This is a genomic window from Streptomyces tendae, from assembly GCF_008632955.1.
Taxonomy (GTDB): domain Bacteria; phylum Actinomycetota; class Actinomycetes; order Streptomycetales; family Streptomycetaceae; genus Streptomyces.
Genome location: NZ_CP043959.1, coordinates 4,003,577 through 4,028,393 on the forward strand (window position 1 = coordinate 4,003,577; position 24,817 = coordinate 4,028,393).

At 71.8% G+C, this 24,817-nt stretch carries 22 protein-coding genes and 1 pseudogene; 9 read left to right on the plus strand and 14 right to left on the minus strand.

All coding sequences use genetic code 11. From position 1 onward, the window contains the following. Window positions 1-24 precede the first annotated feature (24 nt). From F3L20_RS18335 to F3L20_RS18350, 4 genes are all read right to left on the minus strand, one after another. Window positions 25-876, minus strand: a complete 852-nt coding sequence (locus F3L20_RS18335; RefSeq protein ID WP_150155291.1) for a DUF4184 family protein — start codon at window positions 874-876, stop codon at window positions 25-27. 175 nt (window positions 877-1,051) lie between these two features. Next, the gene (locus tag F3L20_RS18340; protein ID WP_150155292.1) at window positions 1,052-1,825 is read right to left on the minus strand and encodes a hypothetical protein; all 774 of its coding nucleotides are present in this window, start codon (window positions 1,823-1,825) and stop codon (window positions 1,052-1,054) included. Next, window positions 1,822-2,163 (minus strand): PadR family transcriptional regulator, encoded by a 342-nt coding sequence (locus F3L20_RS18345; RefSeq protein WP_150155293.1) that lies wholly within the window; start codon window positions 2,161-2,163, stop codon window positions 1,822-1,824. The genes F3L20_RS18340 and F3L20_RS18345 overlap by 4 nt, the downstream gene beginning before the upstream one ends. A gap of 197 nt (window positions 2,164-2,360) precedes the next feature. After that, window positions 2,361-2,786: a MarR family winged helix-turn-helix transcriptional regulator gene (locus F3L20_RS18350; RefSeq protein ID WP_150155294.1), complete on the minus strand. Its 426-nt coding sequence runs from the start codon at window positions 2,784-2,786 to the stop codon at window positions 2,361-2,363. 139 nt (window positions 2,787-2,925) lie between these two features. Between F3L20_RS18350 and F3L20_RS18355 the strand changes: the two genes are divergently transcribed. Beyond that, window positions 2,926-3,579 (plus strand): MBL fold metallo-hydrolase, encoded by a 654-nt coding sequence (locus tag F3L20_RS18355; protein ID WP_150155295.1) that lies wholly within the window; start codon window positions 2,926-2,928, stop codon window positions 3,577-3,579. A gap of 32 nt (window positions 3,580-3,611) precedes the next feature. Here the strand turns inward: F3L20_RS18355 and F3L20_RS18360 are convergent, their stop codons facing one another. After that, entirely contained in the window at window positions 3,612-4,274 is a 663-nt protein-coding gene (locus tag F3L20_RS18360) for a response regulator (protein WP_150155296.1), read from the minus strand. Continuing rightward, complete coding sequence (locus F3L20_RS18365) at window positions 4,271-5,401, minus strand: sensor histidine kinase (RefSeq protein ID WP_150155297.1); 1,131 nt, start codon at window positions 5,399-5,401, stop codon at window positions 4,271-4,273. Before F3L20_RS18365 ends, F3L20_RS18360 begins: the two co-directional genes overlap by 4 nt. A gap of 247 nt (window positions 5,402-5,648) precedes the next feature. Between F3L20_RS18365 and F3L20_RS18370 the strand changes: the two genes are divergently transcribed. From F3L20_RS18370 to F3L20_RS18380, 3 genes are all read left to right on the plus strand, one after another. Next, the gene (locus F3L20_RS18370; protein ID WP_150155298.1) at window positions 5,649-6,005 is read left to right on the plus strand and encodes a DUF6223 family protein; all 357 of its coding nucleotides are present in this window, start codon (window positions 5,649-5,651) and stop codon (window positions 6,003-6,005) included. 41 nt (window positions 6,006-6,046) lie between these two features. Continuing rightward, a complete protein-coding gene (locus tag F3L20_RS18375; protein ID WP_150155299.1) occupies window positions 6,047-6,898 on the plus strand; it encodes an RCC1 domain-containing protein in 852 nt (283 codons plus the stop codon). A 200-nt stretch (window positions 6,899-7,098) separates the two neighbouring features. Next, a complete protein-coding gene (locus F3L20_RS18380) occupies window positions 7,099-7,818 on the plus strand; it encodes a DUF1963 domain-containing protein (protein WP_431193196.1) in 720 nt (239 codons plus the stop codon). A gap of 173 nt (window positions 7,819-7,991) precedes the next feature. On the opposite strand, the gene F3L20_RS18385 is transcribed toward F3L20_RS18380, so the two are convergent. Next, on the minus strand, window positions 7,992-8,276 hold the full coding sequence (locus F3L20_RS18385) for a hypothetical protein (protein WP_150155301.1): 285 nt from the start codon (window positions 8,274-8,276) through the stop codon (window positions 7,992-7,994). Window positions 8,277-9,012: 736 nt separating this feature from the next. Continuing rightward, on the minus strand, window positions 9,013-9,774 hold the full coding sequence (locus F3L20_RS18390) for a DeoR/GlpR family DNA-binding transcription regulator (protein WP_150155302.1): 762 nt from the start codon (window positions 9,772-9,774) through the stop codon (window positions 9,013-9,015). Window positions 9,775-9,864: 90 nt separating this feature from the next. Here F3L20_RS18390 and F3L20_RS18395 point away from each other — a divergent pair, with 90 nt between their 5' ends. Further along, entirely contained in the window at window positions 9,865-11,073 is a 1,209-nt protein-coding gene (locus F3L20_RS18395) for an MFS transporter (RefSeq protein ID WP_150155303.1), read from the plus strand. A 232-nt stretch (window positions 11,074-11,305) separates the two neighbouring features. On the opposite strand, the gene sigJ is transcribed toward F3L20_RS18395, so the two are convergent. Next, on the minus strand, window positions 11,306-12,220 hold the full coding sequence (gene sigJ, locus F3L20_RS18400) for an RNA polymerase sigma factor SigJ (protein WP_150155304.1): 915 nt from the start codon (window positions 12,218-12,220) through the stop codon (window positions 11,306-11,308). Between the two features lie 112 nt (window positions 12,221-12,332). Between sigJ and F3L20_RS18405 the strand changes: the two genes are divergently transcribed. After that, window positions 12,333-12,701 carry a hypothetical protein gene (locus F3L20_RS18405; RefSeq protein ID WP_150155305.1) on the plus strand — a complete coding sequence of 123 codons (369 nt, stop codon included), beginning with the start codon at window positions 12,333-12,335 and terminating at the stop codon, window positions 12,699-12,701. A 266-nt stretch (window positions 12,702-12,967) separates the two neighbouring features. Here the strand turns inward: F3L20_RS18405 and F3L20_RS18410 are convergent, their stop codons facing one another. The 5 genes and pseudogenes from F3L20_RS18410 to F3L20_RS18430 all read right to left on the minus strand — a co-directional run bounded on the left by F3L20_RS18410 (window position 12,968) and on the right by F3L20_RS18430 (window position 18,664). After that, window positions 12,968-14,338 carry a lanthionine synthetase C family protein gene (locus tag F3L20_RS18410; protein ID WP_346768022.1) on the minus strand — a complete coding sequence of 457 codons (1,371 nt, stop codon included), beginning with the start codon at window positions 14,336-14,338 and terminating at the stop codon, window positions 12,968-12,970. After that, window positions 14,335-17,478, minus strand: a complete 3,144-nt coding sequence (locus F3L20_RS18415; protein ID WP_150155306.1) for a lantibiotic dehydratase — start codon at window positions 17,476-17,478, stop codon at window positions 14,335-14,337. Before F3L20_RS18415 ends, F3L20_RS18410 begins: the two co-directional genes overlap by 4 nt. 90 nt (window positions 17,479-17,568) lie before the next feature. Beyond that, window positions 17,569-17,730: an SCO0268 family class II lanthipeptide gene (gene lanA, locus F3L20_RS18420; RefSeq protein WP_058915350.1), complete on the minus strand. Its 162-nt coding sequence runs from the start codon at window positions 17,728-17,730 to the stop codon at window positions 17,569-17,571. Window positions 17,731-18,035: 305 nt separating this feature from the next. Continuing rightward, window positions 18,036-18,155: pseudogene (locus tag F3L20_RS18425) on the minus strand (cupin domain-containing protein); the annotation flags it as partial. 62 nt (window positions 18,156-18,217) lie between these two features. Next, window positions 18,218-18,664, minus strand: a complete 447-nt coding sequence (locus tag F3L20_RS18430; RefSeq protein ID WP_240810687.1) for an SMI1/KNR4 family protein — start codon at window positions 18,662-18,664, stop codon at window positions 18,218-18,220. Window positions 18,665-19,595: 931 nt separating this feature from the next. Here F3L20_RS18430 and F3L20_RS18440 point away from each other — a divergent pair. The 3 genes from F3L20_RS18440 to F3L20_RS18450 all read left to right on the plus strand — a co-directional run bounded on the left by F3L20_RS18440 (window position 19,596) and on the right by F3L20_RS18450 (window position 24,800). Further along, entirely contained in the window at window positions 19,596-20,705 is a 1,110-nt protein-coding gene (locus F3L20_RS18440; protein WP_150155308.1) for a LacI family DNA-binding transcriptional regulator, read from the plus strand. Between the two features lie 252 nt (window positions 20,706-20,957). Then, window positions 20,958-22,586 (plus strand): FAD-dependent oxidoreductase, encoded by a 1,629-nt coding sequence (locus F3L20_RS18445; RefSeq protein ID WP_150155309.1) that lies wholly within the window; start codon window positions 20,958-20,960, stop codon window positions 22,584-22,586. A gap of 72 nt (window positions 22,587-22,658) precedes the next feature. After that, entirely contained in the window at window positions 22,659-24,800 is a 2,142-nt protein-coding gene (locus F3L20_RS18450; RefSeq protein ID WP_150155310.1) for a hydantoinase/oxoprolinase family protein, read from the plus strand. Window positions 24,801-24,817: the final 17 nt, after the last annotated feature.

The following is a 24,817-nucleotide window of genomic DNA, read 5'->3' on the forward strand; positions in this document are numbered from 1 at the left end:
CGTTCGGCATGGCCCGGGCGCGCCTCACCCCGTGAGGGCCGACCGGCGGGCGGTGGTGCGGCGCAGTGCCCGGTGCGTCCACCACCCTCCGGCGTACGCCAGGACCGCGCAGGCCAGAGCGGCGCCGCCGCCCGTCACCCAGTCCGACAGGACCGCCTCCGTCGCGTCCCGCGTGCCGTTCCGGTCGGCCGGACCGGGGCCTCCCCGGTAGTCGGAGAAGGAGGCCGTGTTGGCCGCGGCACCGGCCAGGACGGTGGCGGACAGGGCGGCGGCCAAAGCGCGGCGGGTGGTCCTGGACAGGGTGTCCCGCCCGACGCTGCCTCCCGAAGAGGTGCCGCGCGCCTTGCGCCACAGGTGGTGCGTGACGGCCAGGAGGCCCACGGCGGTGCTCAGGTGCTGGAGGGCGCGAGCCACCGTGAGGTCGCCGGCCAGCGAGGACCGCAGGACGCCGAGGTGGGTCACCAGGTACCCGTCGGCGTGCGTGAAGGAGTCCCACACGAGGTGGGTGACGATGCCGATCACGAGCGACAACAGGACCCAGCCCACCCGCCGCGCACCCCCGACGCGTCCTTGCCCGTGTCCGTCGGCAAGGGGGAGCCCGGCCGGCAGCAGGGCTGCCACCGGCCGCCGCACCAGCGCGTACGCCGCCAGCAGCATCGTCCCGAACACCGCCGGCACGGCCATGCCGGACACCTGGTGGGACGTGGTTGCGTTGAGGAGCGGCTCGTACCAGGACTGCGCGCTCACCGGAATGCCGGCCGTGCCGAGGAAGTACGGCATGTCCGGAGCCAGGGACCCGCAGACCAGGGCGGCCGGCGAGAACGGGTGCCGCAGCAACGGCAGTACGGCGGCCGGGTGGGAGAGCGTGAACGGCATCGAGTGATCAACCTCGGAGTCGGCGCGTCCGGGTGGCGGGCACGCGAGCTGGACGTCCTGGATCCTGATAGGACGTACGAGAGTATATGTCGTTCAACTGACTATGGCGGAGGTGTGGGACGTGGGGTCCGGGCGCGTGCCGCGGTGGCCATCCGGACCGGTGGGGGAGGGGGGCTCAGGGGCCGATCGTGTGGGCGTAGGCGAGGAACAGTGGGCAGGCGACGGCTGTCGCGGCCGTGGCGGTGAGCCTGAGTGACCGGTGCCGCAGGGCGCGCGCGACGCCGGAGGCCGCGAGGACCAGCAGCGGCCACAGGCCGTGGTCCGTGCTCACCGGCAGGACGCCTGCGTACAGCGCGGTGACGGGCAGCCACACCGCGGCGGCCACGACGCCCGCTGTGGCCCGGGCCCGCGCGCCGGGCGGCAGATCGGGAGGGGCGGCCGCCAGGGCCAGCGCCGCGAGCAGCGCCATGACAGGCGTGACGACGGGATCGCCGAACGCGGGCCCGCTGGCGACGGTCGCGACCGCCAGAGCCACGAGTCCGACGGCCGTCGCGCACACCCCCGCGCGCCACCTGCTCGTCAGTGCGGTGACGGCGCCGATGGTCACCAGCGCGGACGCGAACAGCCGTACGGTCCAGGTGTCGGCCTCGAAGGGTGGGAAAGCGGGTGACAGGGACCCCGCCACGTACCAGCGGCTCACGTGCAGCCCGCAGTAGGCCGCCGCCACACCGGCGACCTGCGGGGCCGCCTCCGCCAGCAAGCGTCCGGCGCCGGTCGCGGAGCTCACTCCGAGCCGCATCCGCAGGGCGTGCCCGGCGATGTCGGCCGCCTCCCTGACGCGCTCCACGGCGTGGGCATCGGCCACCGACTCCCGGTACACGGCGAGGATCTCCTCCCCGGCCTCGAGCCGGTACCGCCGCGGATACAGGCGGAGGACCGGACCGATCACGCCTGTGGCACCGTACGGCCGGAGACCCCGAGCCGGCGGGTGGCCTCGCGGGCCGTCGCCGCCATCCGCTCGGCCGCCGCCGACAGCGTCTCCCGCCCGGGCGCGGCGAGGGCGTAGACCTTTCGGGCCCGCCCGTCGACGATCTCCTCGCGGTGCACCTCGATCAGGCCGTCCTTCAGGAGGCGGTCGAGGGCGCCGTAGAGCGTGCCGGTGCGCAGGACGACACGGCCCTCGGACAGCGCCTTGACCTCCTGTGTGACGGCGTAGCCGTGGCGCGGCCGGTCGGCCAGTGCCGTGAGGATCAGCAGGGTCGGCTCCTGCAGCGGACGCTCGCTCATCCGGCCAACATATGCCGCCCGGCGGCCCATGGGCAACGCCGGCTGCCGCGCTGTGGAATCGCGTACAGGGTGGAATCGCGTGCAGGGTGGACGCCGCGATGGACGGCATCGCGCCGGACGGCGACGGGACCCGACCGGCTGAGCTCCTGCCCGTCGGCCGGTGCCCGGGCGCGCGGGTCAATACCGCGGCCGCTGGGCTATTTGCCGGCCAGGTGTGAGGCAAGTCGTGTCAGCAGAGGCAACGCCGCCTCCAGCGTCTTGCGTTCCTCGGGACTGAGGGCACCGTCGATCGCGGTGCTGAGCCAGTCGGCACGCCGTTGACGCTCTTCGGCAAGACGCTCTCTTCCCGTTGACGTCAGGTGGAGCAGCAACTTACGCCCGTCGCTGGGGTGAGCCTCGGCACGCACAAGACCCTGAGCCAGGAGCTCTTTGACCGCCTTGGCAGCCGACTGATGACTGACTCCACGCTGTTGTGCGACGTCGGCGGTGGTCAGTGGGCCGCTGCGGTCCAGGTAGCCCAGGATGGCAGCCTCGCCGGGCGGCATCGTGTCGGCGCTGCGCACGGTGCGTACGAGCTGTCCGATGGTCAGGCGAAGTTCTTCAGCCAGCTGCTTGTCGTCCACCGGATCAGCATAGACGGATACGTCAACCAAACTGTACAGCTTGGATGCATGCTCCGTAGGTGGGACCCAAGAATGTCTTCTACAGCTGTACTGTACAGTTTGATTGTAGATTTTGGTCGGCACTCGGAAAGAACCCACCATGCAGCTCACCAAGCACGCTCACGCCTGCGTCACGCTGGAGAAGGACGGCACCCGCCTGGTCATCGACCCCGGCACCTTCGCGTCCGACGCGGCGGAGACCGTCACCCGGGCCCACGCCGTCCTGATCACCCACGAACACTTCGACCACTTCGACGAGAAGCTCGTCGCCGCCGCCCTCGAAGCCCAGCCCGGCCTGCAGGTCTACGGCACGGCCACTGTCGCGGCCGCCCTCGGCAGCCACGACGGCCGCGTCCACGCCGTCACCGCGGGCGACACCTTCAGCATCGGTTCCCTCACCGTCACCGTCCACGGCCACCGCCACGCGCTGATCCATGCCGACATCCCGTGCCCCGACAACGTCGGCTACCTCATCGACGACGGAGCCGTCTACCACCCCGGCGACGCCTATTTCGCGCCCGACGCCTCCGTACGCACACTCCTGCTGCCGACCAGCGGCCCCTGGACGAAGCTGGGTGAAGCCGCCGACTTCGTCCGCACGGTCAAGCCCGAGCGCGTCATCCAGATCCACGAACTCATGCTCAGCGACCTCGGCCTGCACTCCACCGCCACCCTTCTCGGTGAGAAGGGCCTGACCGGCATCCCGGTCGAGCGCCTCGAGCCCGGTACCACCGTCCAGTTGGACGACGTCTGATCGGTACACCGTGGGCGCCATGGCGTGCGGCGTCAGGTGCCCCGCGGAGTCACCAGCCCGCATTGATAGGCGAGGACCACGAGTTGGGCGCGGTCGCGGGCGTGGAGCTTGGCCATGGCTCGGTTGATATGGGTCTTGGCGGTTGCCGGGCTGATGACCAGGCGGCCGGCGATCTCGTCGTTGGACAGCCCGTGCGCGGCCAGGGCGACCGCCTCGCGTTCGCGGGCGGTCAGACTCTCCAGCCCGCTGCCGGTGCGGGCGGGCGACAGCTGGGTGACGTATCGGTCGATGAGCCTGCGGGTGAGGGTCGGCGCGAGGAGTGCGTCACCTCGGGCGGCGACGCGCACGGAGTGCAGGAAGTCGTCCGGCAGGACGTCCTTGACCAGGAATCCGGCGGCACCGGCGCGCAGCGCCTCGAAGACGTACTCGTCCATGCCGTAGTTGGTCAGCATGACCACGTGGACGCCGGCCAGGGCCGGGTCCGCGGCAATGCGCCGGGTCGCCTCGATGCCGTCCATGACGGGCATCCGAATGTCGACGAGAGCGACGTCAGGCTGGTGCTCCTTGACGAGTACCAGGCACTCCTGGCCGTCGGCGGCCTCCGCCACCACCTCGATGTCGTCCTCGAGGTCGAGCAGCGCGCGGAAGCCGCTGCGGATGAGCGGCTGGTCGTCGACAAGCAGGACCCGGATCACTGAACTCCGTCCGTGGGCAGTTCGGCCTGGACGGTGAAACCGCCCGTACCGCGTGGCTCGGCGCGCAGACGGCCTCCCAGGGCTGTGACACGTTCCCGCATGCCGAGCAGCCCGAGACCGGGCGTCGGTACGGGACGAGCGGTGGCGTTCCCGTTGTCGTCGACGCGGATGGCGAGTGCGCCCGGCGGCCGATAGTCGACGAGGACCGAGGCAGTGGTCGCCGCGGCGTGCCTGGTGACGTTGGTGAGCGACTCCTGAACGATCCGGTAAGCGGCTCGGCTCACCGCGGCCGGCACCTCGTGCGGATGTCCTTCGACCGTCAGGGTCGTCTCCAAGTCGGGTCCTTGGAACGCTTTGACCAGGTCGTTCATGTGGTCGAGTCCGCGCGGCGGGGCGGTGTCGTCGTCACGCAGCACTTCAAGGGTCGCCCGTAGCTCCCGGCTCGCTTCCCGGCCGGCTTCCTGGATGGCGAGCAGCGTCTCCGGCACCTGCTCGCCGCGGCGCCGGGCCACATGGACGGCGACCTCGGACTGCACCTTGATGACGGAGATCTGGTGAGTGAGGGAGTCGTGCAGCTCCCGGGCGATACGCAGCCGCTCGTCGTCGGCCCGGCGGCGCGCGGTCTCCTCACGTGTGCGTTCGGCTTCGTCGGCCCGTCGTTCGGCTTGCCGCACCGCTTCCCCGGCGGCGAAGGCGGCGATCAGCCAGGCGAGCTCAAGGGTGTTCCGGGCCTGTCCGACGATCTCGCGCGGGTTCCCGTCGTGGAAGGCCAGGGCCGTGAGATGGAGTGCGACGAGAAGGCCCACGGAGACAGCCAGTGTGACGGTGCGGTGCCCGGCACGCACCGCGCCGTAGACCGCCACCAGGTAGGAGACGGCGAGCGCGTCGAACCCCGCCCCCAGGTGGCCCACCGCGCACAGTCCGGTGACGGCCAGGACCACGAGCGGCGCCCGTCGGCGCGCGGCCAGCACCAACCCGCCTGCCGCCAGCAGCGCGGAGCCGAGCAGTGCGCGTCCTCCGGACGGGTGGGGCCCGGACAGCCCCGTGCCCAGCAGCAGCGCCGTCACGCCCAACGCGGTCGCCCATTGGGTGACTTCGGCCGGGACAGTGAACCGTCCTTTGTCCATGGGTGCACCGTAGCGGGACGCGGCTGCGGGGGAGTCCGGCTCATGGACGAGCGGCAGGCTACCGCGTGTGCGGTAGGGGCCCGCCCGCGTGCCGCCGCTGCGGTATCCGGATGCCGCAGCGGCGGGAGGGGGAAGTGCCTCCGTCTGCTGGACGACGGGCAGGAAGGCCCACGTGCATCCTCGAACGGACTTCGCGCCTCGGAAGCGGCGACGAAGGAACCGACGAAGGAACAGGGAGGTATGCGACATGAGTGCTTCAGCGGCACTGGTGGCGGCCGCCGAGGGCGGGATCATCGGTGACGGAAGGACAGGGGCCAACTTGGCGCTCGCAGTAGGGGCGTTCGGGCTGGTCATCGGCTGGCTGGCCCTCGCCCGGGCCGGCCGCCGCATCAGTACCGGCAACACGCGCGCAGGCGGGATGGGGGCCATCGCGACGGGAGCGCTCGGCACGGTCCTGGCGGTGCTGCACCTGGCCACCGCGAGCGGCGGTCCCGGTACCGGTAACGGACTCGTCGGCGCCGTCGTGGCCGTCCCGCTGGGGCTGGGCGCCGTGTTCCTCGGACGCCGGGCCCTGACCCGCTGCCGCCCTGGGGTGACGACATAGGGTGCGGTCCCATGTCACGGACGCGCGTGCAAGGAGGTGAAATGCTCGCTCGCTCGTCGGCGTTGGCGGCCGGAAGGCGTCATTCGGTCGGCCGGCGCGGTGACGGAACCGTTCTCGCGGTGGGCAACACCGCAGCCGCCGAATGCCGCGTCGAGCGCTGGCGAGACGTCGTCGCGGTGGCGGCCGGCAACGTCCATACGGCGTCGAACACCGGCAAGTCGCATACGGTGGGCCTCCGGTCGGACGGCACCGTGCTGGCGACGGGGTGGAACGGCGACGGGCAATGCGATGTCCCCCGATGGCGAGCGGTCGTGGCCGTGGCCGCGGGCTGGCGCCGCACGCTGGGGCTTTTGGCGAACGGCCATGTGCTGGCAGCCGGCCGGAATGCGGAAGGCCAGTGCGACGTGCGGTCATGGACCGAGGTGGTCGCCGTGTCGTGCGGTGACTGGCACTCGGCCGGTGTGACGGCGGACGGTTCCGCACTGGCCGCGGGGAACAACCGACGAGGGCAGTGTGCCGTCGAGGGGTGGCGTGACCTGACCGCCATCTCGGCCGGATGTCTGCATACCGTCGGGCTCCTGGCCGACGGGCGGGCAGTGGCGACCGGAGAGCGGGCAAGCGGGGCGTGTGCGGTCGACGACTGGGAGGACGTGGTGGCGCTCGACGCCGGAAGTCACCACACCGTCGGGGTCACGGCGTCCGGGAGAGTGCTCGCTGTGGGAGACAACCACTCCGGGCAGTGCGAGGTCGGCGGTTGGTCCGACATCGTTGTTGTGGCTGCCGGTTCCACGCACACCCTCGGCCTGCGCGCCGACGGCACGGTTGTGAGCGCGGGAAACAATGCCGACGGACAGTGCGACGTCGACGCCTGGAGCGCGATCCAGCTCCCGTGAAGGACGTGGCCACGCGGGGCAGCGCTGTTGTCGGACCCGTCCCCTAGAGTCCGCCCGTGAACACTGAACTGCGAGACCGCTTACGTCCCTTCCGTGACGAGGCGCTAGCGCGCGGCATACCGGCCGACGACGTGGAGCGGTGGCTGTCCACCGCTCGCCCCTGCGTGACTCTGACACGCGAAGACGGGCCGGAACCCGTCGTGGGCCGGTTCGGCGGCCCGCTCGAGCTTCCTGCCGACATGCCCACCCCCGGGGACCCTTTTGTCGCCTCCATCGACCTCGCGGCCCTTCCGGCCGACGGGACGGACCTGCCCCTGCCACCCGACGGCCACCTGCTCTTCTTCGCCTGGCCCGAAGGCGATTTCCCCGAATCCGCAGGCCAGGTGGTGTACGTTCCCGAGGGCGCGACCGTCACGGAGCGGGACAAGCACGAGTCCTGGAACCCCGGAGACGTGGACGAGTACCGGGCCATGTTCGACAGTTACCCTCAGGGATCGCTGCGCGCGCGGATCGACGTGTCGCTCCCGTACCACGCGCACTTCACTCCTCCCGGGGAGCGGCGCTCTGTGCTCCTTCCCGGCCACCCCCGTGCTGAAGAACTCGTCAGGGTCTGGGAGAAGACGCGGGACGACATCGCCCCCGCGGGGCCGATGCAGCTCGGCGGTTACGCGGACGAGGAAGCCGTGTACGCCGACCCGGTGGAGGCCGCCGTGTCAGCCGTCAAGCACGCGGCGGCGTCGGGCAGTTGGGAGGCAGCGGCCTCGGCCGACCCCGCGGACTGGGTACTGCTCGCCGACTGGTTCGCCGGCGAGGACGTGGCGGGCTATGAGGGCTCAACCGTCCACTGGGTGATCCAGCGCGAGGACCTGGCAGCACGACGCTTCGACCGGGCCTTCGTAGACGTCTACTGGAACCCCTGATCGTGAGCGACGGTTCCTGCCGACTCCGTCCTCGTCCGTCGGCAGGAACCGTCGCCCCTAAGAACTCGTAACACGATCTTGGTGGGGTACGCCGGTCGGATGCTGCTGGGATGATTGTGGGCATGACACTGGACTGGTCGCGTCTGAAGCACGCCTATGGATTCGCATCCGACCTACCACGGCTCTTCGATGAGATCGGTGATCCCGAGCTGGCTGACGAGGCGTGGGATGAGTTTTGGGCCTCGCTCTACCACCAGAGGTCGGTGTACTCGGCTAGCTTTGCCGCCGTGCCCGTTTTGGCGGACATCGCTACCGGTCGCAAGCCGGGCGGCAGTTGGCAGGCGCTTGGGCTGGCTGGCCGCATCGTCGTCGAGGAACAGCAGCTTCACGAGCCTGGCTACGTCCAGGCGCGCTACCCGGCTGCGATCAACGAGCTGCACCAGCTGACGCAGAACCACGTGACTGCAAGGCCCTTCGAGGGCGATGAAGACGACTTTCTGTACTGGTTGGAGCACCTTCTGGCTTTTGAGGGGGTGCCTATCTGGAGGCGTAACCTGCGCCGCGATGAGTACCCCGTGGTGTGCCCGTCCTGTGCACTGAGCTTGGAGATCGACCTCTCCCGCAGACTCCGAGGCACTCGCCATCGGGACCCGAACGCGCACTTTCGGGTTGTCGGCCACGAGGGCCCCATACTCACCGAGGTTCGCAGGGCAGCCCCCCGCGGACCTGCCACCGCTGGCGTCAAGGATGCACGGACTGGCCGTCAGGGCCGAGCAGCCAGCGGTCGCAGACCATCTGACCCATCTGTTCGGCCACACGACCTGTCCGGCCTGTGCGTCAGAGTTCTCGGTAGCGGACCAGATCGCGGCCTTCCAGGCAAAGCAATTAATGGGCGACCTGGACCAGCCGTCTTGAGGCGTCTCCAGCAGATGAGGCCATAGGCGAGTGAGACGAGGGCGTCATGCAGGTCGAGTCGTCGCTCCCAGCGGACAGCCCCGCCGGCGGTCCACCACTGCCCGAAGTGGCGGGCCGTCCAGTCAGTGACGACTCTGTCGACGGACAGCACCACCATGGCTGCTGCGGCCACGTCGAGACGTACAGCGTGAAGGGTCACGTGTTCCTCCCTTGGGATCCTGCGTGCAACCATGCTGGCCGTAGCGGCCTTGGGCTGGGGGCGACTCCAGGCGTGCGTGGTCAGACGGTGGTGACGATGGTGCCCGCGTTCTCGAGCGCCGTCACCTCGTCGGCGGGTGCGGTGGTGTCCGTGACGAGGGTGTGCAGGAGGGTCGAGGGACCGACGTAGGCGAAGGCGGTGCGGCCCAACTTGCTGCCGTCCGAGGCGAGGAGGGTGCGGCGGGCGGAGGCGATGCCCGCCTTCTTCACCGCGGCGTCGTCGAGGTCGTACGCGGTCAGACCGTCGGTCGCGCTCAGACCGCAGCAGCCGATGACGGCGGTGTCGAAACGCAGGGCCGCCAAGGAGGCAAGGGTGAGAGGGCCGGTGAGGGCCCCCTCGGCGGCGCGAGGCTGACCGCCGGGCACCACCAGGGTGGCCGGACCGGGTGTCGCCCCGAACAGCTGGATGGCCTGGAGGGACAGAGGCATCACGGTGACGGGCCGCTCGCGCAGAAGGCGGGCGACCTCCAGGCAGGTCGTGCCGCTGTCCAGCAGAACGCTCTCGCCGTCGGCGATGAGAGCGGAGACCTTGGCGGCGATCCGCCGCTTGGTGTCGACCGCCTCGTGGGCGCGCAGCGCGAACGGGGGTTCCTCGCCCCTGAGCAGCAGGCTCCGTGCCCCGCCCCGGACGCGTTCGAGGACGCCCTGGGCGGCCAGGGTGTCGAGGTCGCGCCGGATGGTCATCTCCGAGGCTCCGGTCAGCTCCGCGAGCTGCTGGACCGTGGCACCACCGGAGTCCCTGACGACTTTCGTGATCAACCCGTGCCGGTCTGCGTTGCTCATGCCGGAATTGAACACCACCCGGGACCGAACACTCAAGATGTTCGTTACGCGGGCTACCGAACATCCGATCTGTTCGTTACGGTGGGCGGCATGGAACGCTCGCTTCTCGGCGCCCGTGTGGCGACGTATGTCTATTTCGTGTTGTGCGGCACCCTGATGGGCGCCTGGGTGGTGCACATCCCGGCCGTCGAGGAACGGGTGGGCATCAGTCACGCGACGCTGGGCGGCCTGCTCGTACTGCTCGGGCTCGGCGCCTTCGCCGGGATGCAGGTGGCCGGTCCACTGACCGACCGGCTCGGCGCGCGTGTCGTGGTTCCCGCCACCGCCGTGCTGTGCGGCGCCTCCCTGGTGCTGCCGGGCCTCGCACACGATCCGTGGACGCTGGCGGGCTCCTTGCTGGTCTTCGGCGCCTGCAACGGCGGCCTGGACGTGAGCATGAACGCCCACGCCGTGCACGTGGAGAAGGCGTACGGCCGGCCCGTCATGTCGGGCTTCCACGCCACCTTCTCCGTCGGCGGAGTCGTCGCCGCACTTGTCGCGGCGGGGGCGACGAGCGCCGGGGTGAGCCCGGTCGCCACCATGGCCGCGATCGGAACCGTGAGCATTGTGATCGCCCTGGTCTCGGTACGCGCCCTGATGCCCGCCGCCCCCGCGACCGGCGAGGACGGCTCCGTGGTGGAGACGCAGGCGTCACCGGCCGTTGCGGGCCGCAGCGCCGGAGGACGCGTCTGGCTCCTCGCCGTCCTGGCGCTGATGGTCATGCTGTGCGAGGGCGCGGCCAACGACTGGAGCGCGCTGCACCTGCGGGACGTCCTCGGCGCGTCCACCAGCACCGCCGCCTTCGCCTACGGCACCTTCGCGGCGGCCATGACCATCGGCCGTCTGCTGGCCGACCGTGTCGTCGCCCGGTTCGGCTCCATGGCGGTGCTGCGCCACGGCGCGATCACGGCCGCCGTAGGCATCACGCTCGTGGCCCTCGGGCCGTGGATGTGGACCGCGTTCGCCGGCTGGGCGCTGTTCGGTCTGGGCCTGTCCGGTACCGTCCCGCAGTTGTTCAGTGCGGCCGGGCACGCCGACCCGGCGGCAGCGGGCGCGAACGTCTCCCGCGTCGCCGGGCTCGGCTACGTCGGCATGCTCGCCGGCCCCGCCGTCATCGGCTGGCTGACCCACGTCGTGGCCCTCAACCACACCTTCATCCTGCTGACCCTGCTGTGCATGACCACCGCCGTGGGCGCCGGGGTCCTGCGCACGAAATCCGACGCCGTGCCGCGGAACGAGACGGCAGGCGTCGGCCACTGACCGCTTGTGCGGCACGGCCTGACCCCGTGCCGCACAAGCCCCTGTCGCGGCCAGGCGCGCGTTGAGCGTGTCGCCGCCCAACTGCCCAACCGCCCAAGCCTCCGACCGTCCAACCGCCCAGCGGGGCCGCCGCCCAACCACGCCGCCACCCCATCCGGCCGGCTTACGTCGCAGCGGACCGGCGAGGTCAACAGTGAGCCGTCTCCTGCTCCGCGTCGGACATGTCCTGACCTCAGCCCGCCACGGCCCACGACCGAAGCTTCTCCGGGTTGCGGACCACCCAGATGCGGGTGACGCTCCCGTCCACCACGTCGAACGAGGCCACGGTGACGACGACCCCGTCACGTCGGGCCACCAGCCCCGGCACTCCGTTGACCGACCGCTGCAGCAGTTCGAGCCCCGGCGCCTTGTCCGCGATCGCGACCATGTACCGGGCGATGCGGGCGTCGCCCTCGACCGGGCGCAGCACGGTGCCCACCATGCCGCCGCCGTCGGCCGTCATCACCGCTGCCGGATCGAGCAGACCCACGAGGGCCGCGACGTCCTTGTTCTCCCACGCCTCCTTGACGCGTCTCACCACGTCGGCCTGAGCTGTCCTGACCGGGGTGCGCGCCACGCTCACCCGCCGCCGTGCGGACGCCGCCAGCTGCTTGCATGCGGCGGGGGTCCGCCCGAGCACATCGGCTATGTCCGCGAACGGGTAACGGAAGACGTCGTGCAGGACGAACGCCACCCGCTCGGCGGGCGTCATCGACTCCAGGACGACGAGGAAGGCCGTGGTCACCGACTCGTCGAGGACGATCTGGTCGGCGGGGTCCTGGGGCCCCGCCGGGTCGACGCCGTCCGCGCGTTCCCACTCGGTGCGGTCGGGCAGCGGCTCCGGCAGCCACGCGCCGACGTAGCGTTCGCGGCGGGCCCGCGCGGAGCCGAGCAGGTCCAGGCAGATACGACTGGTCACCGTCGTCAGCCAGGCGGCGGGGGAACGGATCTCCTCCCGTCGGCTTCGCGGCAGCCCGTACCAGCGTGCGTAGGCGTCCTGTACGGCATCCTCGGCCTCGGTCACCGACCCCAGCAACCGGTAGGCCACACTCATCAGTTGCCGTCGGTCGGTGGCCGCATCGGCTGCGCTTGTCTCCACGGTTCCCATGCTCCCTGCTGTCCCTCGCCTTACCTTTCGGCTGCCTGCGTCGTCATGTCGGTGAACGCTGTCGATCCATACCCCTCGGCGCGGCCCGAGGGGAGAGCAGGGGGATTAGGACATGGCCACTCAGATGACGGTTCAGGCGCAACGCGGCACCTCGTTCCTGCGGTTCGCGGTCGCTTTGCAGACCTTGACCATCTTTCTTCAGGCGGTCTCCGCCGGACTGCTCCTGACCGCGTCCTACGGGGAGACGCTGCACAGCGTCGGAGCACGCGTGATGTACGGGGCGTCGATGCTGTACGTGCTCGCCGCGGTGCTGGCGTGGAAGCCGGGGGGCGGCTCGCCCCGGCCGATCTGGTACGCGTCGGGATTTCTCGCACTGGCCTCCCTCCAGGTCGTGTTGGGGATCGCGCACGTTCCGTCGGTCCATCTTCCCTTGGGGGTGCTGATGTTCGGCTTGAGCATGCTGGCGCTGGCGCGTCGTTGACGACGGCCCCGGGACCCCCTCCTCACCGGAGCAGCGGAACCCGGCGATGTGTCGTCGGCCCCGACACGCCGGCCGGAGGACCTCGTCCACGGACTTCTCCCGCCACCGCGCGAGAAGTTGACGGAAGGCGAACGCGCTTGGCGATACCAGGGCGTGAGCAGCTCCGCCGTAGCCCTCACGTGGGTGCCGACCGGACGGTGACGGAAGACCTGGCCGGCGCGCCGGCCACGCCCGCCCCGCCGCCCACGCCCGGCCCGCCGCCCGCGTCAGGCCAGCATCAGGGGCATGTCCCAGTCGGCCGGCGTGCCGTCCACCGCGTACGCGTCCAAGGCGAGTGCCGCGCCCGCGGCCCCGTCCAGGTAACCGGAGACGTCGGAACCGAACGGCACCTTCGTCATCGTGAACCTCAGTCCGAAGGGCAGCGCCGGATCGAAGGCGGAGACGAGTTCGGCGGCGATGTCGTCCCGCAGGACGGCGAGCCGCGGGTCCTGCCACTCCTCGTTGAGCCGGCCGAGCTGGTGCAGGGCCCCGGCCCAACCGTGGCACAGAGCATGGTCGTTGACGCCCCAGTCCGACCGGGGGAGGACGAGCAGCCGTTCCACCGAGGCTCGGGCGAGGTCCGAGAGGTCCGTCCGGCCGAGGGCACGCCCGGCCAGTTGCAGGGCACGGGACACACCGGGCGCTCCGTAGCACCATCCCGGCCACTTGGCCGTTCCGTCATAGGCGGCAGGTCCGCGACACCACTCGGCGAAGGAGAGATAACCGGGCCAGAAGAGACCGTGCCGGTCCGTCACCGCCCACGTCCGCAGCAAGCCGGCCGTCGCCTCCATCGCCTCCCGCTGCCCCGCCACCCGCACACCCTGCTCCCACGCCAAGGCCATCAACGCGAGCGGTCCCGCCACGCCATGCGACAGACCCAGGTTGAGGTGACCGCCGGGGAACGCCGTCTCCGAGCCGATCCGAGGGGCGTCCAGAGCCCACCAGCGCGGCACTCGCGCGCCCTGGTGCTCCACGGTGCCGAGGGACAGGCGCACAAGGTGGCCGAGGACCGCCCGCAGCGGCTCCTCACAGGTCTCCGCCCGCGCCAGCAGATACCGGCCCACTCCGGTCAGACCACGGACCACCTCGTAGTGCCCGATGGTCGGCAGCGGCCGGTCCTCGACGGGCGGCAGGACGGTCCGTACGAGATCACGCTGGTAGGCGTCGAACCGCTCGAGCGCGGAGACGTACCCGCCGGTGGTGCGGTGAGCGACCAGCACGGCGAACGCCAGGGCACCCGGCCCCTTGAAGATGCCGCTCGCGGCGACGGACCCACCGGACACCGCGCGGGTGCCCGCCGTGAGATAGGCGTGGGCGCGCGGCACCTGCCGCGCCGCGTCGCGGGCGGCCCCCGCGAAGGCGAGCGCCAGCCCGGGAGTGCCGCTGCCCAGGGTCAGCTCCGCCCAGACCGGCTCGGCGCGCCCGTCGTCAGCGGCCTCGGCGGGGATGCGCGTGGCCGCGATCGTGGCTGCGGGGTCGGCGAGCCGGTCCAGGATGTCGCCGGACACGGCGCCGGCACACTCCCGGAGTCTCGCCGTCGGCACACCGTCCACGCGTACCCGAGTTCCGCCGCCGGAGGTCACGTCTGCCCCACTCATCGTGCGCTCCCGCCCGCGCTGCCGTGCCGCCGTCGCCCGAGATGACTCCGCACCGCGCCCCGCAGTACCGCGTACCCGCGCGCTTCCGCCGACCGGTCGATACCGAACTGACGGTTGTGCCGCATGTGCAGCAGCGACAGCAGGGCCTCGTCGCGGTCGGCCGCCGGGGCCGACAGGATCAACCGCCCGTACGCACGCGGCTCGGGCCCCTCGGACCACAGCGCGCCCAGCGCGGGTGCCCTCAGCGCTTCCGCGGCTGACACCACCACGCTCCCCGGCCGGATCAGGCGGTCGGCGAGGGCCCGGTGCCGCTGGTAGACCTCGTGCTCCTCGGTCTTGGTGAACATCCGGTCGACCCAGCCGCACCAGTCCCAGTCCCCGAGGGACTCCAGAAGCACCGCGTGCCCGACTCCGGCGAGCACGTCGGCGGAGAGCACCCGCGCGGCGCCCCGTGCGGCACGCACCTGCACGATCGCCGACAGGCTGTCCGTGCGGAAGAGGCGCTCGGCGGCCTCCTGAAGGGCCTCGCCTCCGTACCGGTCGCTCTCGGGCCGGTAGGTGTCGAGAGACATCGACCGCAGCGCCCCGTTCTCCACGAGTACACGCGACGCGCGGCTGAGCGTGGGCAGCACCCGGCCGTTCAGTGCCCCGGGTTCACCGTGGAAGCGCAGGCGAAGATGCGGTTCGGGATCCTGGTACCGGACGAAGAACCAGCGGTCGACGTCGTCCTCGGCCTCGGCGAGCACCGCGGGAAGATGATCGGCGAGCAAGGCGGCGTGGGCCGACGGCTCCGCGTACCACTTGACGAACAGCCAGTCCTCGCCCGGCAGATGAAACCGCGAGGGAGCGCGCCGGACGGGCGGTGCGGTACGCGCCCGCTCGTCACCGGCCGTCGCCGGACGCCCGCCGGACGGCCGCGCTGCCGCGAGCGGCACCACGATCTCCGTGCTGTGGCCGCCGTTCCAGCCGAGCCCCGCGCCGTCGGCCGTCAGATCCTCGTGGAGCACGAACCGCGGGTGGGTAGTGGTCAGTTCGGCGCGCAGCAGGTCCCGGTCCCACCGGTCGCGCAGGTCGACGGGGTACATCTGGTCGTTGCGCGCGATCTGCAGCCGGTCCGGTACGGCGAGTCGCCGGCGCCAGGCATCGAGGCCCTCGTCCCACACATCGGCGCCCTTGGCCCGCGCCGCGTCGCGCAGCCGGCGCCCCGGCAGCCACCGCTTGGGCATCACCACCACCCGGCCGTACCGGACGCGGGGCAGATACGGCAGGGTTTCGTGCCCCGCCCAGTCCCAGCCCGACCACACCCGCGGCCGCGCCGTCGCGAGATCCATCAGGAACCGCGCGACGGGCGGAGCCTGCGTGTCCAGGGCCAGCATGTGCGGCAGCACCGGACGGACCGGGCGGCCGCTGTCGGGGTGCAACAGCCGCAGCCCGTCGGAACCGGCGGCGACGAGCAGCGAGCGCCAGTCCAGGCAACGGGGATCGTCCCGGTCGTCGGGCACGCCGACGGGGATGCGGTACGGCAGCAGCCGGGGCACCTGGACGATGTTGAGGCCGCGTGGTTCACGGGGCAGCAACTCGACCTGCGCGGCGATCACTTCACCGTCCGAGGCGCCGGACGTCTCGGAGGCCAGCCGGGACAGTTCACCGGTGAGACCCGTGACCTCCGCGAACCGCCCCGCGGTGGCGCCGGCCGCCCAGGCACCGATGTGCGGGCTCCCGAGCAGCTGGAATTCGCCGCGGTCCAGGGCGGCGGTGCTGTCGGAGAGCACCTGGAAGCAGAGTTCGAGACCGCGCGGCGGCGCGGCCTCGGGATCGTGACGGGCGACGTCGGCGAGACGCCGTACGACGTCGTCGGTCAGCACCAGGTCACCGCCGGACAGGACGGCCTCCTGGATCAGCTCCCCGACGAGCGCCCGCCGGGGACCGTCCGCCTCGTCGCCGGGGCCGGTGCGTGCGTAGGCGGGCTCCGAGCCGTACTCCGGAGGCAGACCCAGCCCCCGGTGCGGGTCCGCCAGTTCGCCCAACGGAACGGCGCAGGCGGTGCCGTACCGCTCGATGAAACGGTCACGGTAGTCCCGCATGTACGACAGCGTCGTCCACTCCGGAGTGATCGCCCAGATCGCGCCCGCGTACCGGCACACCTCCTGGCCGACCGTCTCCGGAACGACGAACTCGCCGGGGATGCGCAGGTCCACGTGTACGGGCGGCCGGCCGCGCGTGTCCCCGGCCGCGCCGGGAACGTCGAGGCACCGCACCTTGTCCAGCAGCCGGTGCCAGGAGTCACCGCCCAGCCCAGGGGGGTCCTCCTGATGCCGCGCACAAGCGGCCCTGAGCTCCCGCAGCGCACGGGCGTCGTCGGGCAGCGCTCCGTCGAGGGCCGCCTCGATGCCGTCGAGCAGGGCTGTGTCGATACGGTGCGGGGTGATCGAGGTGAGCAGGAAGCCGTGCCGGACGAGCTCCGCCAGCTGACGGTCGAGCTGCTCGGCGTCCAGCGACGGGAAGCGCTCGGCCAGCGAGGCGAGCAGACGGGCGTACGGCACCTGGGTCCTGGCCTGCTCACGCACGGCGCCGACCAGCGCGTTGTCCCGCACCGACTGCTCCTGCCCGCCGGTGCGCAGATGCAGCCGACCGTCCCGCAGGAACGACAGGTCGTTGAGGACGACGTCCACGCGCCGCCGTACCGAGGGCTCGGCGAGCCACGCCAGCACCCGGCGCCGCAGCCACGCCCCGTCGAGCCGCACCGCGACCTCACCGGTACCCGGCTCCGCCTTCGCCGCCGAACCGAACCGTGCCCTGCCGACACCCGCGAACAGACCGAACGGCGTCGGACGCGCCGCGGCGCGGCGGGCGTACCGCGTCAGGGTCCGCGCGGCGCTCACGGTCCGCTTGCGACCCAGTGCGGCCACGCCCTCGTCGGTCGTCAGACGGTCCAGACTGTGGGCCGGCGAACCGCTCGCCACCCGGACCGCCTGGCCGAGCAGGGGATCGGAGGCGAGCCGCCGTGCTCCGGGCACCGGATCGGCGGCGTCGACGCCCGCCAGAACGGTGCCGCGCGGCCGGCTCGCCATACGGACGAGCACGGGCTCCCGTACCTCGAATGCTGAAAACGCCCGGTGGGCTTCGGACTCCGCCGCCACGTGTGTGCTCCTCGCCGCCGTCGTACGGAAGAGCGGGGCGGTGTACCGGCACCGCCCCGCTCGGAAGAGCCCCCAAGGGGCCTCAGCCCGTCAGCAACAAACGGGGCAGCGCGTGCCGATGGCGTAGCTGCTCGGCGAGGTGTAGGTGCCCTGCCCGAACGACTCGGCCTGCTCCGGCAGATCGGAGACCCGCAGATCCAGGTCGAGGTCGAGCTCGGGGGCGTCCTGGGACAGAACGATCTCGGTACGCATGCTTCTCCCTTGGGTGGTGGGACTGCACGGACTCGAACGGACCGGGCCTCGATCGAGGCCCGGACATGCGTATCCTTCGTGGCCGCCGCTGATAGGTGGTAGATGAAATCAAGCCATTGATCACGGCGCCGGTCGGCGGCTGTCGCCGGCCACGCGACCACAGTCGGCCGAGCTCACGGCCGACGGCATCCTGCCGCCCGCCTCGGCGGAGCAGGGGCTGCCGAGAAGATGTGCCGCCTTTCGCGCCGCTCAACAGGGTGTCGTGCGCCGCCGGACGGTGGTCAGGTCGCGGTTGTCTTTGCCTGTCAGAGAGGGCTGGCGTAGTAGTGGTTGTCGAACCGCTCGGAACTGTTCCTGATGTCCTCGACCGTGGCCTCACCCCGGTACACGCGTTCCAGCAGGCGGTAGTAGTCGAAGCGGTCCACTGGTCAGGAAGGGCCTGCCGCTCTGCATGATCGAGTGGTCGAAACCGTGGTCTGAGGTGGTGCTACTCGGCCCGCCACCAGCCCTGTCCGACGTGCCAGTCCCTCACCCAGTGGAGGAAATCGCCCCCAGGCTGATCGGACGGGGAGCTGACATACGGTGCAGCGCATCCGCCTCTGAGCCACCACACCCGACCGCGTTGTGGCCCGGTCACCACCAGCGTCCAGTACTCGCCGGGCCTGTCGCTGCCCAGCAGCACGGAGCCGTGTTGGTAGCTCTGGTGCAACAGAGTTGAGTGCCGGTTGTGGTCGTGGTAGTCGTACTCCCACTGCCATTCCTCCTCGAGGGGGAACGGCTGACCGGGTGTGCGTACGGTGGTGCCGTCGAACGGCTCCGGGCTCATCCAGCAGTCCGCTTCCCAGACGGGCCAGCTGTCTGGTTTCTCCCCCACGGACAGCAGACCACCCTCCTCAGGCGGCCCGTCGTCCGTACCGTTCGCGATCTCGGCCACGAGGGTGCGGTACGGCTCAGGCAACACCACACCGTTCCTGCGCTCCCATGCCCGAACCGCCTCCCAGCCCAAAGGGCTGTGGCGGACCTCCGCCGGAAAGGTTTCTCGCAGGAGGGCTGTCGCACCCGGAGACGCATCTTCCATGCCCTACAGGTATCACCGGTCACCGACACTCTGACCTCCGGCCACAGGAGGCAGCGGGTTGAAGGACAAGCTGAGCGTCTCCACCTCACGCCGAGGCGCGGTGAAGGACCAGGACGGCTTTCACGTCGTTGATGATGCGGTTGGTGCTGCAGTGGAGTTACCGCATGAAGCGCCGGCCCTTCAGGCCGGCCATCGCCAGCTCACCGACACAGCAAATCTTGGCGTGAGGGGTGTTACGCGGGGGCGAGGCTCACAGCAACCAGCGGGAGCGGGACCCACGGCCTGGCGAGGCCCTGGACAGCTTGGTCGACGCGTACACACACGCGTGCGGCGTCCAGCACAGCCGCAGTTTCGACGCCGGCCGGCCAGGCAGCTCGCGGGCGACCCGCGGATCGACCGGTACTTGGACCTGGTGGCCGAGGTCGCCACCGAGTCGGGCCGGCGGCCGCAACGACGCCCTGCACCGCCCACGACTGGCTGCTCGCTGCCCTGGCCACGGAGACGGGAACTCCGCTGCCCGCGTCGGTGTGATGGCCGGGTACGTCGCCCGTCGGCCGGGACGGCGGGGTTCGTCCGGGCCGGTTCACGCGCAGAACGTACAGGACCCGCACCGACTGCCCAGCAGAGCGAGGGTGCGGAATATTAGTCGGTTATTAGTCGTCCCTGGTCCCTTGACCGGCCTGCCGGGCAGGAGCACTGTTGCTCACTAATCCGCATTAGTGCCCCCGGAGTCCCGTCCGGCCCCCCGCTAATGCGCATTAGTCGCGAGCCGTCCGGAGGGTTGAGCATGGCTGAAAAGGTGCCGTCGCGGCCGCGTCGTGGTCGGCCCCGTCAGGCGGAGGTGGCCCGGCTCGCCGGCGTGTCCCAGACGACGGTGTCGCTGGTGCTCGGCGGGAACAAGCAGGGCATCGCCCTGCACGAGGACACCCGCGCCCGGGTGTTGGCCGCCGCGCGGGAACTGGGCTACGTGCCCGACCCCGCGGCCCGCAGGCTTGCCGCGGCCCGCAACAACCTGCTGGGCGTGTTCAGCTTCACCGCGACCTTCCCGACCGCGGTGGAGCACTCCTACTACCCGTTCCTGGTCGGCGTGGAGCAGGAGGCCGCCGCCCAGGGGTACGACCTGGTGCTGTTCACCGGCTCCAGCTCCGGGGGCGCCCAGGCGCACGAGCCGGGAGCGCTGGACCGGGTGCGGCTCGCGGACGGATGCCTGTTCCTCGGCCGTCACGTCCCTGACGACCAGCTGGGCAAGCTCGTCGCCGACGGCTACCCGGCGGTCCACATCGGCCGCCGCGACGAGCCGCAGGGACTCGCCTGGGTCGGCGCCGACTACGTCGCCGCGTCCGCCCACGTCGTCCGGCATCTCACCGAACTCGGGCACACCCGCCTCCTGTTCGTGCGCGAGGACGACGACGCCCTGGCGTCCACCGACCGTGAGCGAGGCTTCCGCGCCGGGCTCGCCCGGTACGGCCACCAGGACCGTGCCGACGACCGGGCCGTCGTGGTGCGCACCTCGCGCCCCGAGGCCGACATCACCCCGGAGTGGGTGCGTACGCGACTGGACGAGGGCGTCACCGCCTTCGTCACCGAGGAGACCGACAGCGGAGCGGTCTGGCGGGCGCTGCAGGCCGCCGTCACCGAGGCCGGTCTCGACGTGCCCGGTGACCTGTCCCTGGCCCTGCTCGGGTCCCCGCCCGCCGATCTGGCCACCGCCCAGTCACCGACAGGCTTCGACGTGCCCCGTGCCGACCTGGGCGCAGCCGCGGTCCGTCTGCTCATCGCCCAGATGTCCGGACAGGAGCACGAAGAGCCCCTGGTGGCCTGTGCCTTCCGCCCCGGACCCACCACCGGCCCGCCACCCGGCCGCGCACCCCGACAGGACCCGGAGGCCGGCGGGTGACGGCCCGCCCGGACCACCGAACCGGACCTCCGCCCGACCCGCCCGCCCACATCACCCCGCACACCGCACCCCTCACCCTTTGACGTCACCCCGCACGCCGTCGACGGCCTTCCCCACCCCGACGGAACCGTCGCGACGCGTCGACGGACCACCGCGGCTCACTTCACCCCCCGGCCCGTCCCACCGCCTCCACCACGCCCGCACCACGGCGTTCCACCGCACGCCGTTCACCCCGCGAGGAGCCAGCACCGTATGCCCATCCCCACCGGAACCCCCACCGACACCGACGTCCTCGTCACGGGCGGCGGCACGGGCGGCGTCGCCGCCGCGCTGGCCGCCTGCCGCGCCGGACGCACGGTCGTCCTCACCGAGGAGACCGACTGGATCGGCGGACAGCTCACCGCCCAGGCCGTACCGCCGGACGAGCACCCGTGGGTCGAGCAGTTCGGTGTCACGGCCGGCTACCGGGCGCTGCGCGAGGGGATCCGCGCGTACTACCGGCAGTGGTATCCGCTCCGCGCCGAGGCCCGGGACCTGCCCCACCTGAACCCCGGCGCCGGCCGGGTCAGCAAGCTCTGCCACGAACCGCGGGTGGCCCTCACCGTCCTGGAGTCGATGCTCGCCCCGCACATCGCGGCCGGCCGGCTCACCGTGCTGACCCACACCCGGCCGGTCGCCGCCCACACCGACGGCGACGTCCTGCGCGCCGTCACCGTGGAGGACGTCCGCGACGGCGCCCGGCACACCGTCGCCGCCCCCTACGTCCTGGACGCCACCGAGACCGGTGAACTGCTCGAACTCGCGAATGTGGAGCACGCCGTGGGCGCCGAGGCCCGCTCCGAGTACGACGAGCCGCACGCCCCGGACACCGCCGACCCCCTCAACCAGCAGGGCATCACCGTCTGTTTCGCGCTCTCCCACCACGAGGGCGAGAACCACACCATCGACCGCCCCGCCGACTACGGCTTCTGGCGTTCCTACCGGCCCGACTTCTGGCCGGGCCCGCTCCTCGGCTTCCTCGCCCCCGACCCCCGCTCCCTCGCCCCGGTGCCGCGCACCTTCGTACCCAACCCGGACGTGGACCCCCTGCGCGTCGACGCCGACCAGAGCGCCGACGCCGGCGACAAGGAACTGTGGGGGTTCCGCCGCATCCTGGCCCGCGCCCTGCACCGCCCCGGCGCCTTCGACTCCGACATCACGCTCGTCAACTGGCCGCTGAACGACTACTGGCTCAAGCCGCTCGTCGGCGGCGGTGAGGAGACGTCCCGCGCCGCCGTCGAGGAGGCCCGACAGCTCTCCCTGTCCGTCCTGTACTGGCTCCAGACCGAGGCGCCCAGGACCGACGGAGGCACCGGCTTCCCCGGCCTGCGGCTGCGCCCCGACGTCACCGGCACCACTGACGGTCTCGCCAAGGCGCCCTACGTCCGTGAGTCCCGCCGTATCAAGGCCGTCACCACCGTCACCGAGCACGACGTCGCCATCGACCTCGTCGGCCCCTACGGGGGCACCCGCCACCGTGACTCCGTGGGTGTCGGCGGCTACCGCATCGACCTGCACCCCTCCACCGGCGGCGACACCTACATCGACATCGGTTCGGTGCCGTTCGAGATCCCCCTCGGCGCCCTGCTGCCCCGCCGGATGCGCAACCTGCTGCCCGCCGGCAAGAACATCGGCACCACCCACATCACCAACGGCTGTTACCGCCTCCACCCGGTCGAATGGAACATCGGCGAGGTCGCCGGCGCACTCGCCGCGCACTGCCTGGAGGAGGGCGTCCGCCCGCACCAGGTCCAGGAGGAGGACAAGCGGCTGGAGGAGTTCACCCGCGTGCTGGACCGGGCCGGCGTGCAGCGTCACTGGCCCGACGTACGCGGCTACTGAGCCCCGCACCGGCCCACCGCGCCGAACCGCACCGTCGTTGCCGTGCGCACGAACACAAGGAGGTGTTTCCCCATGGCCCCGACCCCGCACCCGCACCGTATCCGCGTCGGCATCGACGTCGGAGGAACCTTCACCGACGCCGTGGCCGTCGACTCCGTCACCCTGGACCTCGTGGCCCAGGCGAAGGTTCCCACCACCCACCACCACGAGGACGGTGTCGCCCACGGCATCGTCGAGGCACTCGACCGGCTGCTGAAGGACGTCGGCCGCACCCCCGCCGACGTCGCGTTCCTCGCCCACGGCACGACCCAGGCGACCAACGCGCTCCTGGAGGGCGACGTCGCACCCGTCGGCCTGATCGGGATCGGCTCCGGTCCCGGTGCTCTGCCCACCCGGCGGCTCGCCGGGCTCGCCTCCCTCGAACTCACCCCGGGCAAATCGCTTCCGCTGCACTACGCCCACGTCGCCGACCCCGACGACACCGCGGCCGTCCGCGCGGCCGTCGACACGGTCGTCGCCGCAGGGGCCCATGTACTGGTCGCCACCGAGCCGTTCGGCGTCGACGACCCGGACGGCGAACGCGCCGTGCGGGACGTGGCGCGCGAGCGGGGACTGCCGGTGACCGCCGCGCACGAGATCACCTCCCTGTACGGACTGCGCAAACGCACACGCACCGCCGTGGTGAACGCGGCCATCCTGCCCAGGATGCTCGCCACCGCCGACCTGGTGGACCGCGGCATCACCGCCGCCGGGGTGACGGCACCGCTGATGGTGATGCGCTGCGACGGGGGCGTGATGTCGCTGGACGAGATGCGCCGGCGCCCCCTCCTCACCGTGCTGTCGGGTCCCGCGGCCGGGGTCGCCGGCGCGCTGATGCGGGAACGGGTCAGCGACGGCGTCTTCCTGGAGACCGGAGGCACCTCGACGGACATCAGCGTCGTCCGCCGCGGCAAGGTCGCCGTACGGCACGCCACGATTCTCGGCAGACCGTCGTACCTGTCCGCGCTCGACGTGCGCACCGTCGGCGTCGGAGGCGGCTCCATGGCCCGCGTCGCGGACGGCCGGCTGCACGCCGTCGGCCCGCGCAGCGCCCACATCGCCGGCCTGCCGTACGCCTGCTTCGCATCCCTGGACGACCTGGCCGGCGCCAGCCTGGCCACCGTGTCCCCCCTCGACGGCGACCCGGACGACTACGTGGTCGTCGAGGCGGCCGGCGGACGCTTCGCCCTCACCCTGACCTGCGCGGCCAACGCTCTGGGCCGGGTCCCCGCCGGCGACTTCGCCGCCTGCGACCCCGAGGTCGCCCGCGCCGCACTCCTCCCGCTCGCCGACGCCCTCGGCACCGACGTCGACGGGGCCGCGACCCGGTTCCTCGACGCGGGCGTACGGCAGGTCCGGCAGGTCACCGAGGCGATGATGGGCGACTACGGACTCGACAGGGACACCGCCGTGCTGGTCGGCGGGGGAGGCGGCGCCGCCTCGGTCACCCCGCACCTGGCCGCCGACACCGGCCTGCCCGGCCGCATCGCCCGGCACAACGAGGTCATCAGCCCCATAGGGGTGGCCCTCGCCCTCGTCCGCGAGCAGATCGAGCGGATCGTCCCCGGCGCGACCCAGGAGCAGATCCTCGGCGTGCGCGCCGAGGCCGAGGCCGCCGTCGTCGCCCAGGGTGCCGATCCGGCCGCCGTGGAGGTGGAAGTGACCGTCGACCCGCAGACCAACACCGTACGTGCCGTCGCCACCGGAGCCACCGAACTGCGCACCCAGGACCGGGCCCACCGCGCCGACGACACCGAACGGCTCGAACTGGCCGCCGCCAGCCTGCGGGCCGACCCGGCCGCCGTCGAGGTGCTCGCCGCCACGCCCGCGCACACCGTGTACGGCACCGTCCGGCGCCGCCGTCTCCGCAAGGCCCGGCACCCGGTGCGGGTGCTGGACGCCGACGGCGTGGTGCGGCTGCACGCGGCCGATGCCACCGTCGCCTCGACCACCGTCGGCGAGGCGCCGGAACTCCTCGCGGGCCTGGTACGCGACTCCACCTCCTACGGCGACGGGGGAGTGCGGGCCCCCGCGCTGCGGCTGCTGTTCGGCTCCCGCATCGCCGACCTCTCCGGCGTCCTGGAGGCGGAACCGCTGCTGGCCCTCGCCCGCAGCGAACTGCGGTCCCGCGCGGCCGACGAGCCGGTCGTCGCGGTCCTGGAGGTACGCACATGAACGCCCGCGTACACCGG